We start from the raw sequence: 17,851 nt of genomic DNA, 5'->3' as shown, positions 1-17,851 counted from the left end.
AGCGAGTCACGAACATGCTCTCTGCAGCACCGATCATATACGGCCTGATTTTCGTCGGCGTCCTCGTCTTCGTGAACGGCATCTACCTGGTCGCCTTCGGCAAGTCGATCTCGCTGTCCAACAAGGTCAACCGGCGGCTGGAAATGCTCGACCGGGGCGACCGGCGCGAAGATGTCCTGGCCAAGCTCCGCAAGGAGATGGACCAGCACATGGAAAGCCGGTCCCTGCCGATCTATTCCCTGCTGGCCGACAAGGCAAACAAGGCGGCCATCGCCTTCACGCCGCAGCAGCTGATGATGATCATGGCAGGCGCATCGGTCGTGGCCTTCCTGGGCCTCAGCATCGGGACGGAGACCGGGCTGCCCATCCGCGTCATTCTGTCGGCCGGCATGGGCATCGGCGGCGTCTACATGTGGGTTGGCTCCAAGGCCAAGAAGCGCCTTTCGATGATCGAGGAGCAGCTGCCCGATGCTGTGGAACTTATGGTGCGGTCGCTGCGCGTCGGCCATCCGTTCACCTCCGCGATCACCATCGTCTCGAAAGAGATCAAGGACCCGCTGGCGACCGAGTTCGGCATCATCGCCGACGAATCCGCCTATGGCCGTGACATCGGCGAGGCGCTGAAGCACATGGCCGAACGGCTCGACATGCAGGACTTGCGTTTCCTCGCCGTCGCCGTGGCGATCCAGCAGCAGGCGGGCGGCAACCTCGCCGAGATCCTCGAAGGTCTGGCCAAGGTGATCCGCGCCCGCTTCCGCCTGTTCCGCCGCGTGAAGGCCATCACCGCCGAGGCGCAGTGGTCCGGCAAGTTCCTGTCCGGCTTTCCCGTCATGGCCCTGATCTTCATCCAGGTCGCCAAACCCGACTACTACGACGAAGTTCTGGACCACCCGTGGTTCATTCCGGCCTGCTTCATCGTCGGCATCATGCTCGCCCTGAACATGATCGTCATGCGCTGGCTCGTGAACATCAAGGTCTGAGGAGACACCCATGCTAGACCAACTCAACACCGCGATCACCGATCTGCTGGGCCCCGCCGGCCCGCTGATCGTGGTTGCCGGTCTCGCGATCCTGCTGATCCTCGCGACCATCCCGATCTTGCTGAGCACCAAGCCTGACCCGCTCGACAAGCTCAAGGAGACCTCGCAGAAGAAGATGGACGCGCAGTCGCGCGCCGTCCTGCGCGACAAGCGCCGCAACGAGAAGCTGAACAAGTACGCGCAGTTCCTCGAACCGCAGGACGCCAAGGAACTGTCCGAGATCAAGCTGAAACTGCTTCAGGCGGGCTACCGCACGAAGGACGCGGTGCAGGTCTACTACTTCATGCAGTTCGCGCTCGGCCTCGGGATGCTGGCGGCAGGCACGGGGTATTACCTCTTCTTCGTGAACCCCGAAGAAGCGGACATGACCACCAAGCTGATGTATATCCTCGGCCCCGGCTGTGTCGGCTACCTCGCCCCGAAGTACTGGATCACCAAGCGCATGGAGAAGCGCAAGGAAGAGATCCAGCAGGGTTTCCCGGATGCGCTCGACATGATGCTCGTGTGCGTCGAGGCCGGCCAGTCGATGGAACAGTCGATCATCCGCGTGGCGAAGGAGCTGCGCGCCTCCTACCCCGCGCTGGCCGATGAGTTCGAGATCATCAGCCACGAGATGAAGGCCGGCAAGGACCGCAGCCAGGTCCTGAACGACATGTCGGAGCGTTGCGGATCGCAGGACGTGTCGAGCTTCGTGACCGTGCTGAATCAGGCGCAGACCTTCGGTACGTCGATCTCCGACGCGCTGCGCGTCTATGCCGGAGAGATGCGGGACAAGCGTGTGATGCGCGCCGAGGAAGCCGCCAACAAGCTGCCGACCAAGATGACGCTGACCACAATGATGCTGACGGTGCCGCCGCTGCTGATCATCCTCGTCGGCCCCTCTGCCGTGGGCATCACGCAGATGGGCGCCATGGCCGGCAACTGAGCCAGCCGCCATGAAAAAACGACGCCGCGTCCCGATCGGCGCGGCGTTTTCCGTTTCACGATGTGGCGGAGGTCAGCCCGCGGCCTGACCGTAGAACAGGCCAAGTCCGAGGTAGATCGCCATGGTGCCGCCAAGGGCGAGGCCCATGGGAAACTTCGACCCGGCGTTCCAGCTTTCCCAGTTCGGGGCCAGCCGCCGGATGGGCGTGAACTTGGCAATCCGGTGGGCGACAAAGGCCGCCAGCAGGTTCGCTGCGAAGAGGATCATCAGGAACCGCAGGTCGCCTAGCGCGATGAAGGGCGCGGCAGCGGCCGCCCACTTCGCATCCCCCGCCCCCACGGCGCCCCCGGCGTTCAGCGCAATGCCCGCGACCAATACCACGATCAAATGCACGTAGCGCCATAGGTAAGCGTCGAACGGCATGACGATGAACCCCACCACCACGAAGATGAAGAACATCGCAAGGACGGAGTGGTTGGGAATGCGCATGCCCTTCATGTCGGTGTACATGATGTACAGGCAGACCGGCAGGACGAAAGGCAGGAACCAGGCGGCTTCGGTGACCGTTATCGACATCTCCGGCGCCCCTCAGGCGCCGTTTTCAAGCGCGGCCAGGGCACGGGCGGCCGCCTCGAAGTGCTGCGGATGGGTCTCCACCGCTTCGCGCAGCAACCCCTTGCCGATCTGCACGTCGCCGCGCTTTACCGCCGCAAGGCCAAGCGTATAAAGCAGTTCCGCGCGCTCCGGCTGCGTCATCGGGATGACCGGCAGAGTATAGTTGCCCTGCGCGCCGCGCGCCATGACGAGGTTGTTCTTCGCGGTGAACATCGTCTGGTCGGCGTTTATCGCCTCTCCGAACAGCCGCTCCGCCTCGCGGAAGTCGCCGCGGGTCAGCTTCGAATAGCCCCAGTTATTCATCACCGAGGCAGGCTTGGTCGTCAGACCCAGCGCGACCTCGTAGAAGGCATCCGCCTTCTTCCAGTCCTTCTTGCCGTCGGCGATCATCGCCTCCAGCCGGTAACGCTTGAAGGATTCGTGTGTCGGCGGGATCGAGGACAGGACCTTTTCCGCCTGATCCCAGTCATTCGTGCGGATCAGTGCATCGGCAAGCTCCACGCGGTCCTCGTTGGTGGCATCCTCGTGCGCAACCACCTGCGCCCAGGCGATCCGCGCCTCGGGAAAACGCTTCGCCCGGATCAGGCTGGAGGCCAGGCCGCGCTGGAAGTCGATCCGGTCCGGCTCGGTCGTGGAGGAACGCCTGAAGTAGTTGACCGCCTCGTTCGGGTCGCCGACGGTCAGCATGACCTCGTTCAGGTTCGTCTCGTCGATGACGTTGACGCCCTGGAACTTGCGGTCCACTTCGTCCTTGTCGATGGTCTTGTCGCACGCGGAAAGCGACGCCGCCACGGCCACGCCCAATGTCACACGGATCAGATGGCGCATGTTGCCTGCGTCCTCTTGCTGCTCTGCCTTGTCTCCACCTTGATGGCGGATGTATTTATGCCTCTGCCGCCACGTTGGACGGCCATTCAGCCCGGTTAAACGTCGTTCCTGCGGATCTGGTACGATCCGCTGCCCCGCCGCACGAGCCTGAATTCTTCTTCTTGTTCCGGATCATACCGGCTATTTTCCAATTTTGCGAGCGCCAAGCGAAGATTATCGCGAATTGAGTCGTTTTGGCCATTGTCGAGGGCATAGGCCTTCTTGAACACGAGGCTCGCCTCGGAGGTTTCCCCCTTTTCCATCAGCAGGACGCCAAGGTTGTTCCAGGCTTCGGCCCATTCCGGGTCGAGTTCCACCGCGCGGCGCAACAGCCCCTCCGCCTGGTTCAAACGGCCGAGCGCGAGGTTGACCGAACCGAGCGCGGTAAGGGTTTCGGCGTTGATGCCCTTCTGGCCCGCGGCGCGCGTGTAGGCCTCCAGCGCAAGATGGTACTCGCCCGCTTCCATCAGCCGGTGGCCGACGATCATGCCGTCGACGGCCTCGCCGTCCGGATCGACGGAGGGCGCAAACGGGTTCGGATCGTCCACGACCTCTTCGCCCGGCGCGCATCCGGCAAGTGTCAAAAAGAGAAGGATCGCCGCAAGCGACCACCATGTGGAACTTGGGGTCATCTGTCGCCCCTTGGGAAAGCTGCTCGCCTATTCAAGTCGCGTGAAGCGCCCGCCACGTCAAGACGTTTCGCGGCGGCACAGGGGGTCGCGCCGCCCCTGCCCGACCGGCACGCACCCTCCAAATGTCCCAAAGCCCGCCCTAGACCTGCCACAAACCGTTGTCACTCTGGCAACCAAACAAACGGGCAATCCGGGCAGGACATCCACATGAACATGCAAAGCAGCACCGTCATTGCGCCTCCGGCGCCGCGCAGGCTCGAGGACATGAGCCTTTCGACCGTGATGATGCGCGACATCGTTCTCAAGACGCTGTTCCGCAAGAACACCAACAAGGTCACGCAACTGGCCCGCGCCGTCTGCCTGCCCGTGCCCGTCTGCCAGGAGATCATCGACATGGCCCGCGCCCAGGGCCTGATGGAGGCGATGGGCACATTGGGGGCCGCCGGGCAGGTCGCCAACGAGATGCCCTACCAGCTGACCGACAGCGGCAAGGCCCGCGCCCTCGACGCGCTGGCGCAGTCGGAGTACTTCGGCCCGATGCCCGTCCCGCTGGAGGTCTACCGCGAACAGGTCGAACGCCAGTCGATCCGCAACATCCAGATCACCCGCGAACAGCTTACCTCGGCGATGGGCCACCTGATCCTGCCGAACGACCTGATCTCCAACCTCGGGCCGGCGGTGTCCTCTGGCCGGTCGATCCTGATGTACGGCCCGCCGGGCAACGGCAAGTCGTCGATCTCCAACGGCATCCGCGACGCCATGGGCGACCGCATCTACGTGCCCCGCGCGCTGGAGTATTCCGGACAGGTCATCACCGTCTACGACCCGATCGTGCATTCGAAGGCCGAGGAGGACGCGGACGATCCCAACGCCCTGCGCCAGCGGGCCCGCTTCGACCGCCGCTACGTGATGTGCAAACGCCCGACGGTCATCACCGGGGGGGAGCTTTCGCTGTCGATGCTGGACCTCGTCTACAACCCCACGGCACGCACCTACCAGGCACCGCTCCAGTTGAAGTCCACCGGCGGCATCTTCATCGTCGACGACCTTGGCCGCCAGGCGGAACCGCCGCAAAGCCTCGTGAACCGCTGGATCGTGCCGCTGGAGGAAGGCAAGGACATCCTCGCCCTCCAGTCCGGCGAAAAGTTCGAGGTGCCCTTCGACACGTTGGTCATCTTCTCCACGAACTTCCACCCGAACGAGATCTTCGACCAAGCCGCGCTGCGCCGGATCTTCTTCAAGATCAAGATCGACGGCCCCAGCCAGGAGAACTTCCTGAAGATCTTCGCCCTCGTGGCCCGCAAGAAGAAGATGCAGCTGGACGAGGCCTCGCTCGTGCACCTGCTGAAGACCAAGTACCCGACGATCAACAACATCTTCGCCAACTACCAGCCGGTTTTCCTGATCGACCAGATGATTGCCGTCTGCGATTTCGAAGGGCTGCCCTACAAGATGACGCCCGAGCTGATCGACCGCGCATGGGGCAACATGTTCGTCAAGGACGAGAAGATCGTGAAGTAGGGACTGTGGGCCCCTGCGCGCGGTTTCTGCCATGCGCCGTGAAGTGTCGGCGGGTGGTACAGGGCGTCCTTGCCGCGATCTCGCAGGCTGTCGCGCAGCGCTTGGCACCGGGGCATGCCGTGACCTGAACACCGCGCGTCACGGCACAGCAGAGTAAGGCACGATTTCCCGGAATTTCCGCTTGACGGCGCCCGCGCCCCCCCTTATCCCCCGCCCACGGTCTGGCGCGGTAGCTCAGTTGGTTAGAGCGAACGACTCATAATCGTTAGGTCGGGGGTTCGAGTCCCCCCCACGCCACCACAACACCCCTAAATCATTGCAGTTTGCAGCGAAGCGACGCACCACGCGTCCCGCTGCGCACGGTGTATCCTGCGATGCGGAGAGCATCGGCAATCGCCGCCAGTGCCGTCGCAGCCAGCCCCGGACTGACACACAATCCAAGGCGCAGACGAACCGGCTTCGTCACCGGGAAACTGATGCTTGTCCAAGGGGAAAAGTGGCAGCCCGTAGGGGAATCGAACCCCTCTTTCCAGGTTGAAAACCTGGCGTCCTAACCGATAGACGAACGGGCCACGCATCGTGGTGAGCGGTCTTCTACGGAAGCGCGCGGCGACGTGCAAGACCAATCTTCACCCTGAATGCACACGAAATTCCGGTTCCCACTGGACCGGCACGTATCTGGATTTTCAGGGAAAAGTGGCAGCCCGTAGGGGAATCGAACCCCTCTTTCCAGGTTGAAAACCTGGCGTCCTAACCGATAGACGAACGGGCCACGCTGTGGTGAGCGGTCTTCTAGGGAATGCGGGCGCCGCGCGCAAGCACAAAATCACGAGGCCGCGCAGGAATCTTCATCGCGGCAGGGTGCCCCCGGCCGCCCCCGCGCAACCCGATGGAATCACGCCTCAATCCGCCGCGGGCGCGGCATCGTCGAGCCGCATCTGGACCGTATGCCGGCCCTGCCACGTGTTCACGTCCAGCTTGCCCGCCAAGTGAAAGCGCCGACCCTCGTGGTTCAGCAGCACCTGCCCCAGGGGGCCGTCCATCGCGTTGAAACAGATCGCCTCCAGCCGGGCCCCGAGGCCGTCTCCGCAGGTGATCTTCAGATGCCCCGACCCCACGACCTTGGCAAAGGACAGCCGCACGTCCGGCACGACGAATCGCGGTCCGGGGGCGCCCTGCCCGAACGGTCCGGCGCGCTCCAGATCCTCCACCAGGTCGACCTGCGCGGCACCGGGCATCAACACGCCGTCGACCCGCAGGTCCGCCGCGCCGCCCGCCCCGGCCCCCTGCTTCTCCAGCAGGTCGGAGAGGCGCGCCATGGCCTCCTCCAGCCGGTCGCGCGCCACGGTGAGGCCTGCCGCCATGCGGTGCCCGCCCCCCTTGATCAGCAGCCCCTCCGCCGCCAGCCGCTGCACCGAGGCGCCGAGGTCCACCCCTGCGACGGAGCGACCGGAGCCCTTGCCCTCCGCCCCGTCGAGGCCGATGACCACGGAGGGCCGACCGGTGTGCTCCTTCAGGCGGGAGGCGACGATTCCGACGACCCCCGGGTGCCATCCCTCGCCCGCGGCCCAGATCAGCGGCGCATCCAACCCGCGCGCCTCGGCCTGATCAAGGGCCGCCGCACGCACCGCCGCCTCGATCTCCCGCCGTTCCGCGTTTAACGCCTCGAGCCGTTCCGCCATCGCCTGCGCCTCGGCCGGGTTGTCGCTGGCCAGAAGCCGCGCGCCAAGGTCGGCCTGCCCGATCCGCCCACCGGCGTTGACCCGCGGCCCCATGACAAATCCCAGGTGATAAGCCTCCGGCGCGCGCTCCAGCCGTGCCACGTCAGAAAGCGCCACGAGGCCGACGCGCTCCCTGCGCCCCATGACCTTCAGCCCCTGCTGGACAAGCGCCCGGTTCACGCCCCGGAGCGGCGCCACATCGGCGACCGTCGCCAGCGCCACGAGGTCGAGCATCTTCATCAGGTCCGGCCCGCGCGCGCCTGCCTCGCGCAGTTGCCGCCCCGCCTCGACCAGCATCAGGAAGACCACCGCGGCCGCACAGAGATGCGCGAGCCCGCCGTCCTCGTCCTGCCGGTTGGGGTTGACCACCGCCACGCAGTCGGGAAGCGTCTCGCCGCCAAGGTGGTGATCCAGCACCACCACATCCGCCCCCTCGGCCGCGGCGATGGCGTCATGCGACAAGGTCCCGCAATCGACGCAGACGATCAGGTCATGCTCGCGGGCCAGCCCCGCCATGGCGGTCGGGTTCGGCCCATAGCCCTCGTCGATCCGGTCGGGCACATACAGCGTCGCCGGCCGCCCCATCTGCCGCAGCCAGTCGATCAGCAGGGCGGCCGAGGATCCGCCGTCCACGTCGTAATCGGCAAACACCGCGATCCGTTCGCGCCCGGAGACCGCCTTCAGGAACCGCGTGGCCGCCTTCTCCATGTCCTTGAGCGACCGCGGGTCGGGCAGCAGGTCGCGCAACTTCGGCTCCAGGTAGGCCTGCGCCTCCTCCGGCGGAACACCCAGCCGCGCGAGGATCGCGCAGAGGGGACGGGCCAGTCCGGTCTGCTGCGCCAGAAGCTCCGCCTGACGCTCGGTTTCCACGTCCGGTCCGACCCAACGCCGCCCCGAGAGGCTGCTCTCTACACCCAGATACGCCAATGCCGTCCTTCCACTGCCCCACCGCAGGGGATAGCCAAATCCGGTGGCAAGCGAAAGGCCGCAGCCACACCCCCGCCATCACGCTGCACACCCGATGGGGCCCGGCGCAAGCGCCCTGTCTTCACCTTGGATCAAATACCTGCCTCAAAGGCTGACAGCCACGCGACACCGGGCATGGGCAAAACGAAACGGCCCCCGCAGATCGCGGGGGCCGGTCCGGGCACTTATGCCAAAGGTACTCAGACCTTGTGACGGAACGGATTGCGGTACTGCATCCGCCGCACCGACCCGGTCTTGGAGCGCATCAGGATCGTCTCCGTCTCGATCCAGCCGGGCGTGCGCTTGATCCCCGACACGACGGAGCCGTTGGTCACGCCGGTCGCGGCAAAGATCACGTGGTCGGTCACCAGCTCGTCGCGGGCGTAGATCTTGTCCAGGTCGGTGATCCCGGCCTTGGCGGCGCGGCCCCGCTCGTCGTCGTTGCGGAACAGCAGGCGGCCCCACATCTGGCCGCCCATGCACTTCAGCGCGGCCGCCGCCAGCACCCCCTCGGGCGCACCACCCGAACCCATGTACATATCGATGCCGGTCAACACCGGTTCGGCGCAGTGCATGACACCGGCCACGTCGCCGTCGGTGATCAGCCGGATGCCCGCCCCGGTCGAGCGGACTTCGGCGATCATGTCCTCGTGGCGCGGCCGTTCGAGGATGCAGCAGGTGATGTCCTGCGGCGCGCAGTCCTTCGCCTTGGCCAGCGCGAACACACGTTCGGAGGGCGACATGTCCAGCGACACCACGTCGACCGGGTAACCCGGGCCGATGGCCAGCTTGTCCATGTAGACGTCCGGCGCGTGCAGCATGGACCCGCGCGGCCCCATGGCGATCACGGTCAGCGCGTTCGGCATGTCCTTGGCGGTCAGCGTCGTGCCTTCCAGCGGGTCGAGCGCGATGTCCACGCCGGGGCCGCCCTGCCCCACTTCCTCGCCGATATAGAGCATCGGCGCCTCGTCCCGCTCGCCCTCGCCGATCACGACCACGCCGGAAATGTCGAGCTTGTTCAGCTCTTCCCGCATGGCGTTCACGGCGGCCTGGTCCGCGGCCTTCTCGTCTCCGCGGCCGATCAGGTCGGCACTGGCGATGGCGGCCTGTTCGGCAACCCGGGCGAGGCCCAGAGAAAGCATGCGGTCATTGAAATCCTTGGGCGTCGGCATCGGAGTATTTCCTTTGGATGAAGCGTGTCTTGGCTCTAGCGCAGGCGGCGCGCGGGGGGCAAGGCTGGTTGCGCCAACCCTCGCCGCCTTGCGCCTTTCCCGCCACCTTCGCCGCCGCCAAAGCCTGTTCGGTCAGCAGGCAGGCACCGACGCGGCGCCGACAGCGCCAAAGGCGGCGCTCCCGTACCGTGCCCGGCCCGTGCCGCGCCGTGCAGGTCCGATGTCGGGCGGGGCTTTGCGCCGCCCCTGCCTCAGACTTCCTCGATCCGCAGGGCGACGGGCGCCGCGACCACAACGGCCAGCTTCTGCATCGCCTCCAGCGCCTGGTCGAGCGCCGCGCGCGTGGTCTTGTGCGTCACGATCAGCACGGGCGCCCGGTCCTCGACGTGGTCGTACTGGCGCATACGGTGGATCGACACACCCGCTTCGCCCAAGGCGGCGGCCACCTTCGCCAGTGCGCCCGGCTTGTCCGCAAGCTGGGTGCGCAGGTAGTAGGGTGCCGGCGTCGTGGCCTTCGCCGGCACCGCCGGAACGAGCTTTGACGCGGCCTGTCCGAAGGTCGAGACCCGCAGCCCGCGCGCCACGTCCATCACGTCGCCCATCACGGCAGAGGCGGTCGGCCCCTCGCCCGCGCCGGCGCCGCGCATCACGATCTGGCCGACCTGATCGCCCTCGATCACCACCATGTTGGTGCCGCCCGAAAGCTGGCCCAGCGGCGAGGAGGCCGGGACGAGGCAGGGCGCCATGGATTGCTCCAGCCCGCGACCGGTCATCCGGGACACGCCCAGCAACTTGATCCGGAAACCCATGTCGGCGGCCTGCTTGATGTCGTCGATGGTGACCTTGCCGATGCCTTCCAGCTCCACCCCGGAGAAGCTGACCTGCGTGCCGAAGGCGATGGCCGCCAGCAGGGACAGCTTGTGGCCCGCGTCGATGCCGCCCACGTCGAGCGTCGGATCGGCCTCCAGGTAGCCCAGGGCGTCGGCCTCGGCAAAGGCCTCGTCGTAGGTCAGGCCGCCGTCCTCCATCCGGGTGAGGATGTAGTTGCAGGTGCCGTTCATCACGCCCATCACGCGGATGATCTCGTTCCCGGCAAGGCCCTCGGTCAGCGCCTTGATGACCGGGATACCGCCCGCCACCGCCGCTTCGAAGCGCAGGACCGATCCGCTCGCTTCGGCCAGTTCGGCCAGCGCCTGACCGTGGTGCGCAAGCAGCGCCTTGTTCGCCGTGACGACGTCCTTGCCCGCCTTCAGCGCCGCTTCGACAGCGGCCTTCGCCGGGCCGTCGCTGCCGCCCATGAGTTCGACGAACACGTCCACGTCGTCGCGGGTGGCCAGCGTCACCGGGTCGTCTTCCCAGGCGTAGCTGTCCAGCGACACGCCCCGGTCCTTGGCACGGGTGCGCGCCGACACCGCGCTGATGGCGATCGGCCGGCCGGAGCGTGCCTCAAGCAGGGCCGCCTTCTGGCGCACGATCTTGACCACGCCGGTGCCGACGGTCCCGAGACCGGCAATTCCAAGACGAAGGGGTTGGGACATGGGGCATACCTCCGGGTGACGTTCCGCGACACCGGTTACGCGCAAGTGATGCGCCCTGCAACCACGCGCGGACATGCCCATGCCCGGGCAAGGGCCCCCTGCGTCACTGTTGCCGCAGCTCTGCCGCTTTCTGTTGCAGGCGCTTCAGCCGCTCCGCCACCGAATCCGGCTGGGAGACCTGCGCGCTGCCGACCCCCGCCGCGCGCGCCTGCAGCCCATCCGCCCGCGCCTGCACCTGCGCGATGTCCTCTTTCGTCGCACGCGGCGGGGCCGGGTCCGCGATGAGGTCGTCGATGGGCACGAGCCGGGGATAAGGCGCGTTCTCCACGCCCGGGGTCGCCACCGCATCCAGTTCGGGGAACTGGGTGCAGGCGGTCAGGGCCATCAACAGGGCCGCCGGGAGGGACAGGTACGCGCGTCTCATGCGTCAGTCTTGCCGCATGGCGCATCCTCCCGCAAGCGCCCGCCTTGATCTGAACGTGCGTTCAGATAATTTGGGCGGCATGGCGCGCACCCAAGGCTCCCACTCCGAGATCACCGGCCCCCGCATCCGAGAGGCCGCCCTGCACCTGTTCGCCAAGCACGGCTTCGCGGCGGTCTCCATGCGGCAGATCGCGGGCGAGGTGGGCGTGCAGGTCGGCGCGCTTTACAACTACACGCCCGACAAGCAGGCGCTTCTGTTCTCGCTGCTCGAAGGCCACATGCTCGACCTGCTGGAGGCCTGGCGCACGCTCGACCCGCCACAGGCGCCAGACGCGCGGCTGGAGGCCTTCGTGCGGTTCCACATCGCCTTTCACCTCGACCGGCCAGAGGCGGTGTTCATCTCCTACATGGAGCTGCGCAACCTCGATCCCGGCAACTTCGCCAAGATCGAGCGTTTGCGGAGGGAATACGAGGATGCGCTGGAAACGATCCTGCGGGACGGCGTGGCAGCGGGGATCTTTGCCCTGACCGACAGCAAGCTGACGACGCTTGCGGTGATCGCCATGCTGACCGGCGTGACCACCTGGTATCGCCCCGGCGGGCGGCTGGGGCCGGAGGACGTGGCGCGGCTTTACTGGGACATGGTGCGCAAGACGGTCGCCGCCTGACGACGCTCTCACGCGACCCGAAGATCCCGGGACATCATCCTGTCAGGACAGGAGAGTCGGCCGTTCCTCATGTGTCGCGTCAGGAGGCACGGACCACGCCGCGCCGTTCGGAGGCTGTAAGAGGCACGCCCGGCAACCCCCTGGAATCGCCGGGCTCCAGAACTTACTTGCGGTCTTCCTGGATCGTCTCGAGGTATTCCAGCAGCGCCACCAGCTTGCGCGGCGTCGGCGTCTGGATGCCATCGCCCGAGTCGAAGGGCACGAGGTCGCCTTCCAGCAGTTCACCGAATTCCGGCATCCCCGGCCCGGCGATGTCGGAGCGCGCGTAGCCGTCGATGATCGACATGACCTTCGCGCGCGGGAAGGCGTTGCCGTGGCGCAGCCTGATCAGCGTCAGGTCCTTGGGCGCCTTCTGCATGCGGCGCGCCATCGGACCGTCGCCCTTGCCGTTTTCGCCATGGCAGACGGCGCAGTTTTCCATGAAGAGCGCGCGGCCGTCCTGCGGCCCCGGCATCTCGGTCTCTTCGACACAACCCGCCAGTCCAGCGGTCATAACCAACGCGATGAGCGGTGCGCGCATGTCCTTCAGCCCCTCTTTTTCAGGGTGTGATGCCAGCGCCCTGCCGCGGATGCAAGCGCTGCGTCAGACCTGCAGGTTTTCAAGATACACGATCAGGTCCATGGTGGATTGCGTGGTCAGATGCGAGGTGCCGTCGGGGCCGATCCACTCCACCAGCGGGCCGTCGAGCGCGCCGCCGATCTCCGGCATCAGGCCGCGGTGATAGGCCCCGGCCCCCTGCATCGCGCCGATCACGCGCCGCGCCGGGAAGGTGCCGCCGTTGTTGAGCGCAAGCGTGGTGAGGTCCGTGGGCTTCACCGTCATCTGGCCGGAGACGCGGCCGAAACCGCGTGCCTCGGCGCCGTGGCAGTCCATGCACCAGCCCGCATAAAGGCTTGCGCCCTGCGTCACCGGCACCGCGCGGGGCGGACTGATCACGGTGACCTGCGGCTCCACCAGGTAGACGGCCGAGGCCGGAGCGGTGCCCGAGAGGGTGATGGTGCCCGATTGCGGCGCGGCAGGCCCCGGACCCGCCAGCCGTTCGAGGAACGCGCATCCCGACAGCAGTCCCAGTGCCGCCGTCAGTGCCAGCCAACGCTTCATCCGAGATCCTTCCCTATCTGTCCCCCCGGCCTCCTCTGTCGCGCACCGCGCATTCGGGCGCGTGACAGGCGCCGTTCCGGCGGTCATGGTCGGACCCAGAAGACGTCCGAGGGAGACTCATGCTCGATCCTGCCACCGCAAATGCGCTGTTAGAAGACAATTTCGCCCCATGGGTGCAAGCTTTGCAGCCAAAAGTGTCCGATATCACACCATTGGGCGCCGTTCTTGAAATTCCGGTTACCGCAGAGATCGCCCGTGTCGGCGGCATCGTCTGCGGGCAGGCGCTGTCGACGCTGGCCGATACGGCGATGGTCTTTGCCTGCGCCGGGCATATCGGAGAGTTCGTGCCGGTGGCGACGACGAACCTGGAGACGCGGTTCCTGAGCGCGGCGCGGGGCGATGCGATCCGCTGCACGGCGAAGGTCGTCAAGGGCGGGCGGGCGCTGATTTTCGCCGAGGCCGTGCTGGTCAGCCTGCCCGGCGAAAAGGAGGTCGCGCGGGCCAGCGCGACGTTCTTCAAGCCATGACGCCGGGGATGACGCATTACGCGGTGGTCATGCTTTTCGCGGGCATGGGCATCCCGATCCTCGCGGCGCTGAACGCGGCGCTGGGGCAGCGGCTGGCTTCGCCCGTAGCGGCGGCGGTGGTGCTGTTCTGCGTGGCGCTGGCGATCTGCCTCGTCGTGTGGATTCTCAATGGCGCCAAGGGCTTCGGGGGTGTGCGCGTGGCGCCGAAGCACCTGCTGCTGGGCGGTGCCTTCGTCGCGTTCTACGTGCTGTCGGTGACTTTCATCGCGCCGCATTTCGGCGTCGGCAACGCGGTGTTCTTCGTGCTGATCGGGCAGCTGATCTCGGCCGCGGCGATCGACCATTTCGGCCTGTTCGGCGCGCGGATCAGCCCTTTGACCCTGACGCGCGCGACCGGGATCGCGGTCATGGCGCTGGGGGTCTGGATCACGCAAAGGGCGTAAAGCGCGGTGGGTGTGCGGCGGCAACGGGGCTACGGTCCTGCGCCCGTTCACGCGGCGCACGGTGGGGTTAACGGCCCGTCCGGCGCCAGATGCGGTAGGGCGGGCGGGGCTTTCCACAACGGATTACCGAAGGCTTAAGCCGCGCCAGTGTCGCATTAAGGGGCGAACCGGCCGATTGGACCCCGATTCCCGGCCGGTTGTTAACCTTTGTCCCGGCGCGCCGCGCCCGGGACCGCGATTTGCCCACGGATGTGGTTAACGGGCGCATGTGTCGCAGAGGCGCAGGCGGCGCCGAGCACCGCCCTGCGAACCGCCCGGCCATCGGCGATCCGTGGCGCGCCGTCCGGGTTCGCGCGCGACGGCTGTCACTTGCAGATGGAAAGCCAAGGGCAAGGCGGCGCAGAGCCCCGCCCTACGATCCGGCACGCGGTTTGCCACCGGCGTGTCCTGTACATCCGGTCGGTGCGCGTCATCCGCAGACAAGCGCGACGGCTGTAGGGCGGGGCTTTGCGCCGCCTCCCCCTCAGCCGTCCGCGCGCAGGTGGCCGTCTTCCATCCGTACCCGCCGGTCCATGCGCGCGGCGAGGTCGAGGTTGTGGGTGGCGATCAGCGCGGAAAGCCCGGTCTCGCGCACCAGGTCCATGAGCGCGGCGAACACCCGGTCGGAGGTCTGCGGATCGAGGTTGCCGGTCGGCTCGTCGGCCAGCAGCAGCTTCGGCGTGTTGGCCATGGCCCGGCAGAAGGCGACCCGCTGCTGTTCGCCGCCGGACATGGCCGCCGGGCGATGGCCCGCGCGCTCCCCCACGCCGACGCTGTCCAGCAGGCTGCGTGCCCGCTGCTCCGCCGCCTGTCGCGGCACGCCGTTGGCAAGCTGCGGCAGCACGATGTTCTCCAGCGCGGAGAACTCCGGCAGCAGATGGTGGAACTGGTAGACAAAGCCCACCTCCGCCCGGCGCACCAGCGTGCGGCGGCGGTCGGACTTGCCCTGCATCGGCTCGCCCGCGATTTCCACCGTGCCGCTGTCGGCGGTGTCCAGAAGCCCCGCGATGTGCAAGAGCGTCGACTTGCCCGCGCCGGAGGGCGCCACCAGCGCCACGACCTCGCCGCGCGCGACTTCGAGGTCGCAGCCGCGCAGCACGCGGACCTCTCCGGGTTTGCCGGCGTTGTAGACCTTCTCGATCCCGGTCAGCCGCAGCACCGGGTCCTGCACGGTGTCATTCATAGCGCAGGGCCTCCACCGGGTTCATGCGGGCGGCGCGGCGCGCCGGAAAGATCGTCACGATGAACGACAGGCCCAGCGACAGCAGCACCGCCGACATCACGTCGGCCATCTGCAGCTTGGCGGGCAGCGCGTAGATGCCGCGGATCGACGGGTCCCAGACGCCGCCCCCCGCCACGTAGTTCACGAAGGCGAAGATCGGGTCGATGTAGATCGCGAAGAGGCAGCCGAGGATCACCCCCATGGCCGTGCCGATGATCCCGGTGAACGATCCGCAGATGAAGAACACCCGCATGACCGAGCCTTCGGTCAGCCCCATGGTGCGCAGGATGCCGATGTCGCGGCCCTTGTTCTTGACCAGCATGATGAGGCCCGAGACGATGTTCATCGTGGCGATCAGCACCAGCACCGAGAGGATGACGAACATCACGTTGTCCTCGATTTCGAGCGCGCGCAGGAACCCGCCTGAGGCGTCCTGCCACGTCCAGATCAGCGCGCCGGGACCCACCGCCTCCGACACCGGCTGGATGAAGGTCTCCACCTCTTCGGGGTCGGAGACGATGACCTCCAGCTCGTCGGCCACGCCTTCGCGGTTGAAGTAGAGCTGCGCCTCGGCGAAGGGCATGTAGATCCGCGTGCGGTCGATGTCGTAGCGCCCGGCGGTGAAGATCCAGGTCACTTTGTAGGATTTCACGCGGGGCGAGACGCCGAAGGCGGTCTTCACCCCGTTGGGCGAGATCAGCTTCACGTCGTCGCCCACGCCCACGCCCAGCATCATCGCCACGCCCGAACCGATGGCCACGCCCTCCTCGAAGCGGTCGAGGTCGCCGCGCCCGGTTTCGGGGTCGGCGATGCGCGGGATGGCCTTCAGGTCGTCGGGGGCGATGCCGAAGACCTCGACGCCGGCGTTGTTGCCGTTGGCGGTGGCCATGACCTGCCCTTTGACCAGCGGTGCGACGCGCTGGATGAAGGGCACGCGTTCGACCTGCTGCGCCATGCCCTCGTAATCGGCAATGGTGCGGTCGGGGTTGCCCGCCTCGTCGGTGCGGGTGGTGCTGTAGACGGTGAGGTGCGCGTTGGAGCCGAGGATGGTGTCGACGAACTCCGCCCGGAAGCCGGAGCGCACCGCCAGCGTCGCGATCAGGGCAAAGACCGCCAGCGTGATTCCCACGAGGCTGATCCAGGTCATCACCGAAACGCCGCCTTCGGCCCGGCGCGCGCGGAGGTATCGCCACGCGATCATCCATTCGAAAGGGGCGAAGGGCGGCGGATTGCGCATATGGTTTTTCTTTCCTGCACTGCTCGGCGGCGAAACTGGCCTTTTGACGCTGCCGGGTCAAGTTAAGGAACTGTGATGGTCAACAACCCGCAGGAGGTGCGTCGCCATGAAACTGCTTGTTCTGGGAGGCAGCCGGGGGATCGGTCTGAAGGTGGTGGAGGCCGCCCTGGCGGCGGGTCACACGGTGCGGGCGATGTCACGCTCCGCCGGGTCGATGCCCCCGCGCGAGGGGCTGGAGCCGGTCGCGGGGGACGCCACGAACTCCGCCGATCTCGGCCCCGCGCTGGAGGGCGTCGATGCGGTGGTCATGGCGCTTGGCATGAAGGAGAGCATCGCGATGCTGTGGCGGCGGGTGACGCTGTTCTCCGATGCGACGCGGGCGCTGGTGCCGCTGATGGAGGCGCAGGGCGTGAGGCGGCTGGTCGCGATCACCGGGATCGGCGCGGGCGACAGCGTGTCGGCGCTGTCCACGCCGGAGCGGCTGGGCCACCGGGTCCTGCTGTCGGAGCCCTACAAGGACAAGACCCGGCAGGAGGAGATCATCCGCGCCTCGTCGCTCGACTGGACGCTGGTGCGCCCGACGATCCTGACCGGCAACCGCGCCTGCCACGACATCGAGGTGATGGTTGCGCCGGAGACATGGCGGATGGGCGTGATCAGCCGTGCTGACGTGGCGGAATACGTGGTAAAATGTCTGGACGATCCGGCGACATACGGCACCGCACCGGTGCTGGCGCGCCGGGTCAGCCGCCCAGGGAGGGCCACGGGATGAGAGGCTGGCACAGGCTGACCGAAGCGCAGATCCGCAAGGCGGAGGCGGAGGGCGCGCTTTCCGGCCTGTCCGGCGAGGGCAAGCCGCTGCCGAAGCGTCCCGGCGATGCGCAGGTCGATGCGGGCGACGCGGTGGGCTTCCGCATCATGGCGGAGGCCGGCGCCCTGCCCGAGGAGATCGCGCTGAAGGCGCAGCTGGACGCCGCGCGCACCGACTGGCAGGCCGCCACGGACCCCGACGCGCGCAAACGCCTTATGGCGCGGATCGCCGACCTGCAACTGCGTTACGAGATCGCCCGGGAAGCGCGCCGCAAGTTCCTGCGATAACGCTTGCACGGCGGAAATCCCGCGGCATATTGCGC

At 67.0% G+C, this 17,851-nt stretch carries 19 protein-coding genes and 3 tRNA genes; 9 read left to right on the top strand and 13 right to left on the bottom strand.

What is annotated here, in order from left to right; all coding sequences use genetic code 11:
- The first annotated feature begins 14 nt into the window (after positions 1 to 14).
- Both CDO87_RS15930 and CDO87_RS15925 read left to right on the top strand, forming a co-directional pair.
- Positions 15 to 980 (top strand): type II secretion system F family protein, encoded by a 966-nt coding sequence (locus tag CDO87_RS15930; protein WP_100929686.1) that lies wholly within the window; start codon positions 15 to 17, stop codon positions 978 to 980.
- 10 nt (positions 981 to 990) lie between these two features.
- Positions 991 to 1,965 carry a type II secretion system F family protein gene (locus CDO87_RS15925; protein WP_100929685.1) on the top strand — a complete coding sequence of 325 codons (975 nt, stop codon included), beginning with the start codon at positions 991 to 993 and terminating at the stop codon, positions 1,963 to 1,965.
- A gap of 72 nt (positions 1,966 to 2,037) precedes the next feature.
- Here CDO87_RS15925 and CDO87_RS15920 read toward each other — a convergent pair whose 3' ends face one another.
- The 3 genes from CDO87_RS15920 to CDO87_RS15910 all read right to left on the bottom strand — a co-directional run bounded on the left by CDO87_RS15920 (position 2,038) and on the right by CDO87_RS15910 (position 4,079).
- Complete coding sequence (locus tag CDO87_RS15920; RefSeq protein WP_100929684.1) at positions 2,038 to 2,541, bottom strand: prepilin peptidase; 504 nt, start codon at positions 2,539 to 2,541, stop codon at positions 2,038 to 2,040.
- A gap of 12 nt (positions 2,542 to 2,553) precedes the next feature.
- Positions 2,554 to 3,408 carry a lipopolysaccharide assembly protein LapB gene (locus CDO87_RS15915; RefSeq protein ID WP_100929683.1) on the bottom strand — a complete coding sequence of 285 codons (855 nt, stop codon included), beginning with the start codon at positions 3,406 to 3,408 and terminating at the stop codon, positions 2,554 to 2,556.
- Positions 3,409 to 3,503: 95 nt separating this feature from the next.
- Positions 3,504 to 4,079, bottom strand: coding sequence for a tetratricopeptide repeat protein (locus CDO87_RS15910; RefSeq protein ID WP_100929682.1), 576 nt, complete (start codon positions 4,077 to 4,079; stop codon positions 3,504 to 3,506).
- A 207-nt stretch (positions 4,080 to 4,286) separates the two neighbouring features.
- Between CDO87_RS15910 and CDO87_RS15905 the strand changes: the two genes are divergently transcribed.
- Positions 4,287 to 5,600: an ATPase gene (locus CDO87_RS15905; RefSeq protein ID WP_100929681.1), complete on the top strand. Its 1,314-nt coding sequence runs from the start codon at positions 4,287 to 4,289 to the stop codon at positions 5,598 to 5,600.
- Between the two features lie 223 nt (positions 5,601 to 5,823).
- Positions 5,824 to 5,900, top strand: a tRNA-Met gene (locus CDO87_RS15900).
- 197 nt (positions 5,901 to 6,097) lie between these two features.
- Here CDO87_RS15900 and CDO87_RS15895 read toward each other — a convergent pair.
- From CDO87_RS15895 to CDO87_RS26810, 6 genes are all read right to left on the bottom strand, one after another.
- Positions 6,098 to 6,172, bottom strand: a tRNA-Glu gene (locus CDO87_RS15895).
- Positions 6,173 to 6,297: 125 nt separating this feature from the next.
- A tRNA-Glu gene (locus tag CDO87_RS15890) sits at positions 6,298 to 6,372 on the bottom strand.
- Between the two features lie 130 nt (positions 6,373 to 6,502).
- A complete protein-coding gene (gene recJ, locus CDO87_RS15885) occupies positions 6,503 to 8,248 on the bottom strand; it encodes a single-stranded-DNA-specific exonuclease RecJ (protein WP_100929680.1) in 1,746 nt (581 codons plus the stop codon).
- A gap of 239 nt (positions 8,249 to 8,487) precedes the next feature.
- Entirely contained in the window at positions 8,488 to 9,459 is a 972-nt protein-coding gene (glpX, locus tag CDO87_RS15880; protein ID WP_100929679.1) for a class II fructose-bisphosphatase, read from the bottom strand.
- Between the two features lie 251 nt (positions 9,460 to 9,710).
- A complete protein-coding gene (locus tag CDO87_RS15875; protein ID WP_100929678.1) occupies positions 9,711 to 10,997 on the bottom strand; it encodes a homoserine dehydrogenase in 1,287 nt (428 codons plus the stop codon).
- Between the two features lie 103 nt (positions 10,998 to 11,100).
- Complete coding sequence (locus CDO87_RS26810) at positions 11,101 to 11,421, bottom strand: hypothetical protein (RefSeq protein ID WP_157815014.1); 321 nt, start codon at positions 11,419 to 11,421, stop codon at positions 11,101 to 11,103.
- 79 nt (positions 11,422 to 11,500) lie between these two features.
- On the opposite strand from CDO87_RS26810, the gene CDO87_RS15865 reads away from it, so the two are divergent.
- Positions 11,501 to 12,088 (top strand): TetR/AcrR family transcriptional regulator, encoded by a 588-nt coding sequence (locus tag CDO87_RS15865; RefSeq protein ID WP_100929677.1) that lies wholly within the window; start codon positions 11,501 to 11,503, stop codon positions 12,086 to 12,088.
- Between the two features lie 163 nt (positions 12,089 to 12,251).
- On the opposite strand, the gene CDO87_RS15860 is transcribed toward CDO87_RS15865, so the two are convergent.
- Together CDO87_RS15860 and CDO87_RS15855 are read right to left on the bottom strand one after the other, a co-directional pair.
- Positions 12,252 to 12,668 carry a cytochrome c gene (locus CDO87_RS15860; RefSeq protein WP_100929676.1) on the bottom strand — a complete coding sequence of 139 codons (417 nt, stop codon included), beginning with the start codon at positions 12,666 to 12,668 and terminating at the stop codon, positions 12,252 to 12,254.
- Between the two features lie 63 nt (positions 12,669 to 12,731).
- Positions 12,732 to 13,250, bottom strand: a complete 519-nt coding sequence (locus CDO87_RS15855; RefSeq protein ID WP_100929675.1) for a hypothetical protein — start codon at positions 13,248 to 13,250, stop codon at positions 12,732 to 12,734.
- Positions 13,251 to 13,369: 119 nt separating this feature from the next.
- Here CDO87_RS15855 and CDO87_RS15850 point away from each other — a divergent pair, with 119 nt between their 5' ends.
- Together CDO87_RS15850 and CDO87_RS15845 are read left to right on the top strand one after the other, a co-directional pair.
- On the top strand, positions 13,370 to 13,777 hold the full coding sequence (locus CDO87_RS15850) for a PaaI family thioesterase (protein ID WP_100929674.1): 408 nt from the start codon (positions 13,370 to 13,372) through the stop codon (positions 13,775 to 13,777).
- Between the two features lie 8 nt (positions 13,778 to 13,785).
- Positions 13,786 to 14,220, top strand: coding sequence for a DMT family transporter (locus CDO87_RS15845; RefSeq protein ID WP_040604295.1), 435 nt, complete (start codon positions 13,786 to 13,788; stop codon positions 14,218 to 14,220).
- Positions 14,221 to 14,743: 523 nt separating this feature from the next.
- On the opposite strand, the gene CDO87_RS15840 is transcribed toward CDO87_RS15845, so the two are convergent.
- Positions 14,744 to 15,430: an ABC transporter ATP-binding protein gene (locus tag CDO87_RS15840; RefSeq protein ID WP_100930997.1), complete on the bottom strand. Its 687-nt coding sequence runs from the start codon at positions 15,428 to 15,430 to the stop codon at positions 14,744 to 14,746.
- A 4-nt stretch (positions 15,431 to 15,434) separates the two neighbouring features.
- On the bottom strand, positions 15,435 to 16,718 hold the full coding sequence (locus CDO87_RS15835; RefSeq protein ID WP_100929673.1) for a lipoprotein-releasing ABC transporter permease subunit: 1,284 nt from the start codon (positions 16,716 to 16,718) through the stop codon (positions 15,435 to 15,437).
- Positions 16,719 to 16,824: 106 nt separating this feature from the next.
- Between CDO87_RS15835 and CDO87_RS15830 the strand changes: the two genes are divergently transcribed.
- Together CDO87_RS15830 and CDO87_RS15825 are read left to right on the top strand one after the other, a co-directional pair.
- Positions 16,825 to 17,490, top strand: coding sequence for an NAD(P)-dependent oxidoreductase (locus CDO87_RS15830; protein WP_100929672.1), 666 nt, complete (start codon positions 16,825 to 16,827; stop codon positions 17,488 to 17,490).
- A complete protein-coding gene (locus tag CDO87_RS15825) occupies positions 17,487 to 17,816 on the top strand; it encodes a DUF1992 domain-containing protein (RefSeq protein WP_100929671.1) in 330 nt (109 codons plus the stop codon). The genes CDO87_RS15830 and CDO87_RS15825 overlap by 4 nt, the downstream gene beginning before the upstream one ends.
- Positions 17,817 to 17,851 lie beyond the last annotated feature (35 nt).

The organism is Sagittula sp. P11 (assembly GCF_002814095.1).
GTDB lineage: Bacteria > Pseudomonadota > Alphaproteobacteria > Rhodobacterales > Rhodobacteraceae > Sagittula.
This window is presented reverse-complemented; position numbering and strand designations above follow the sequence as displayed.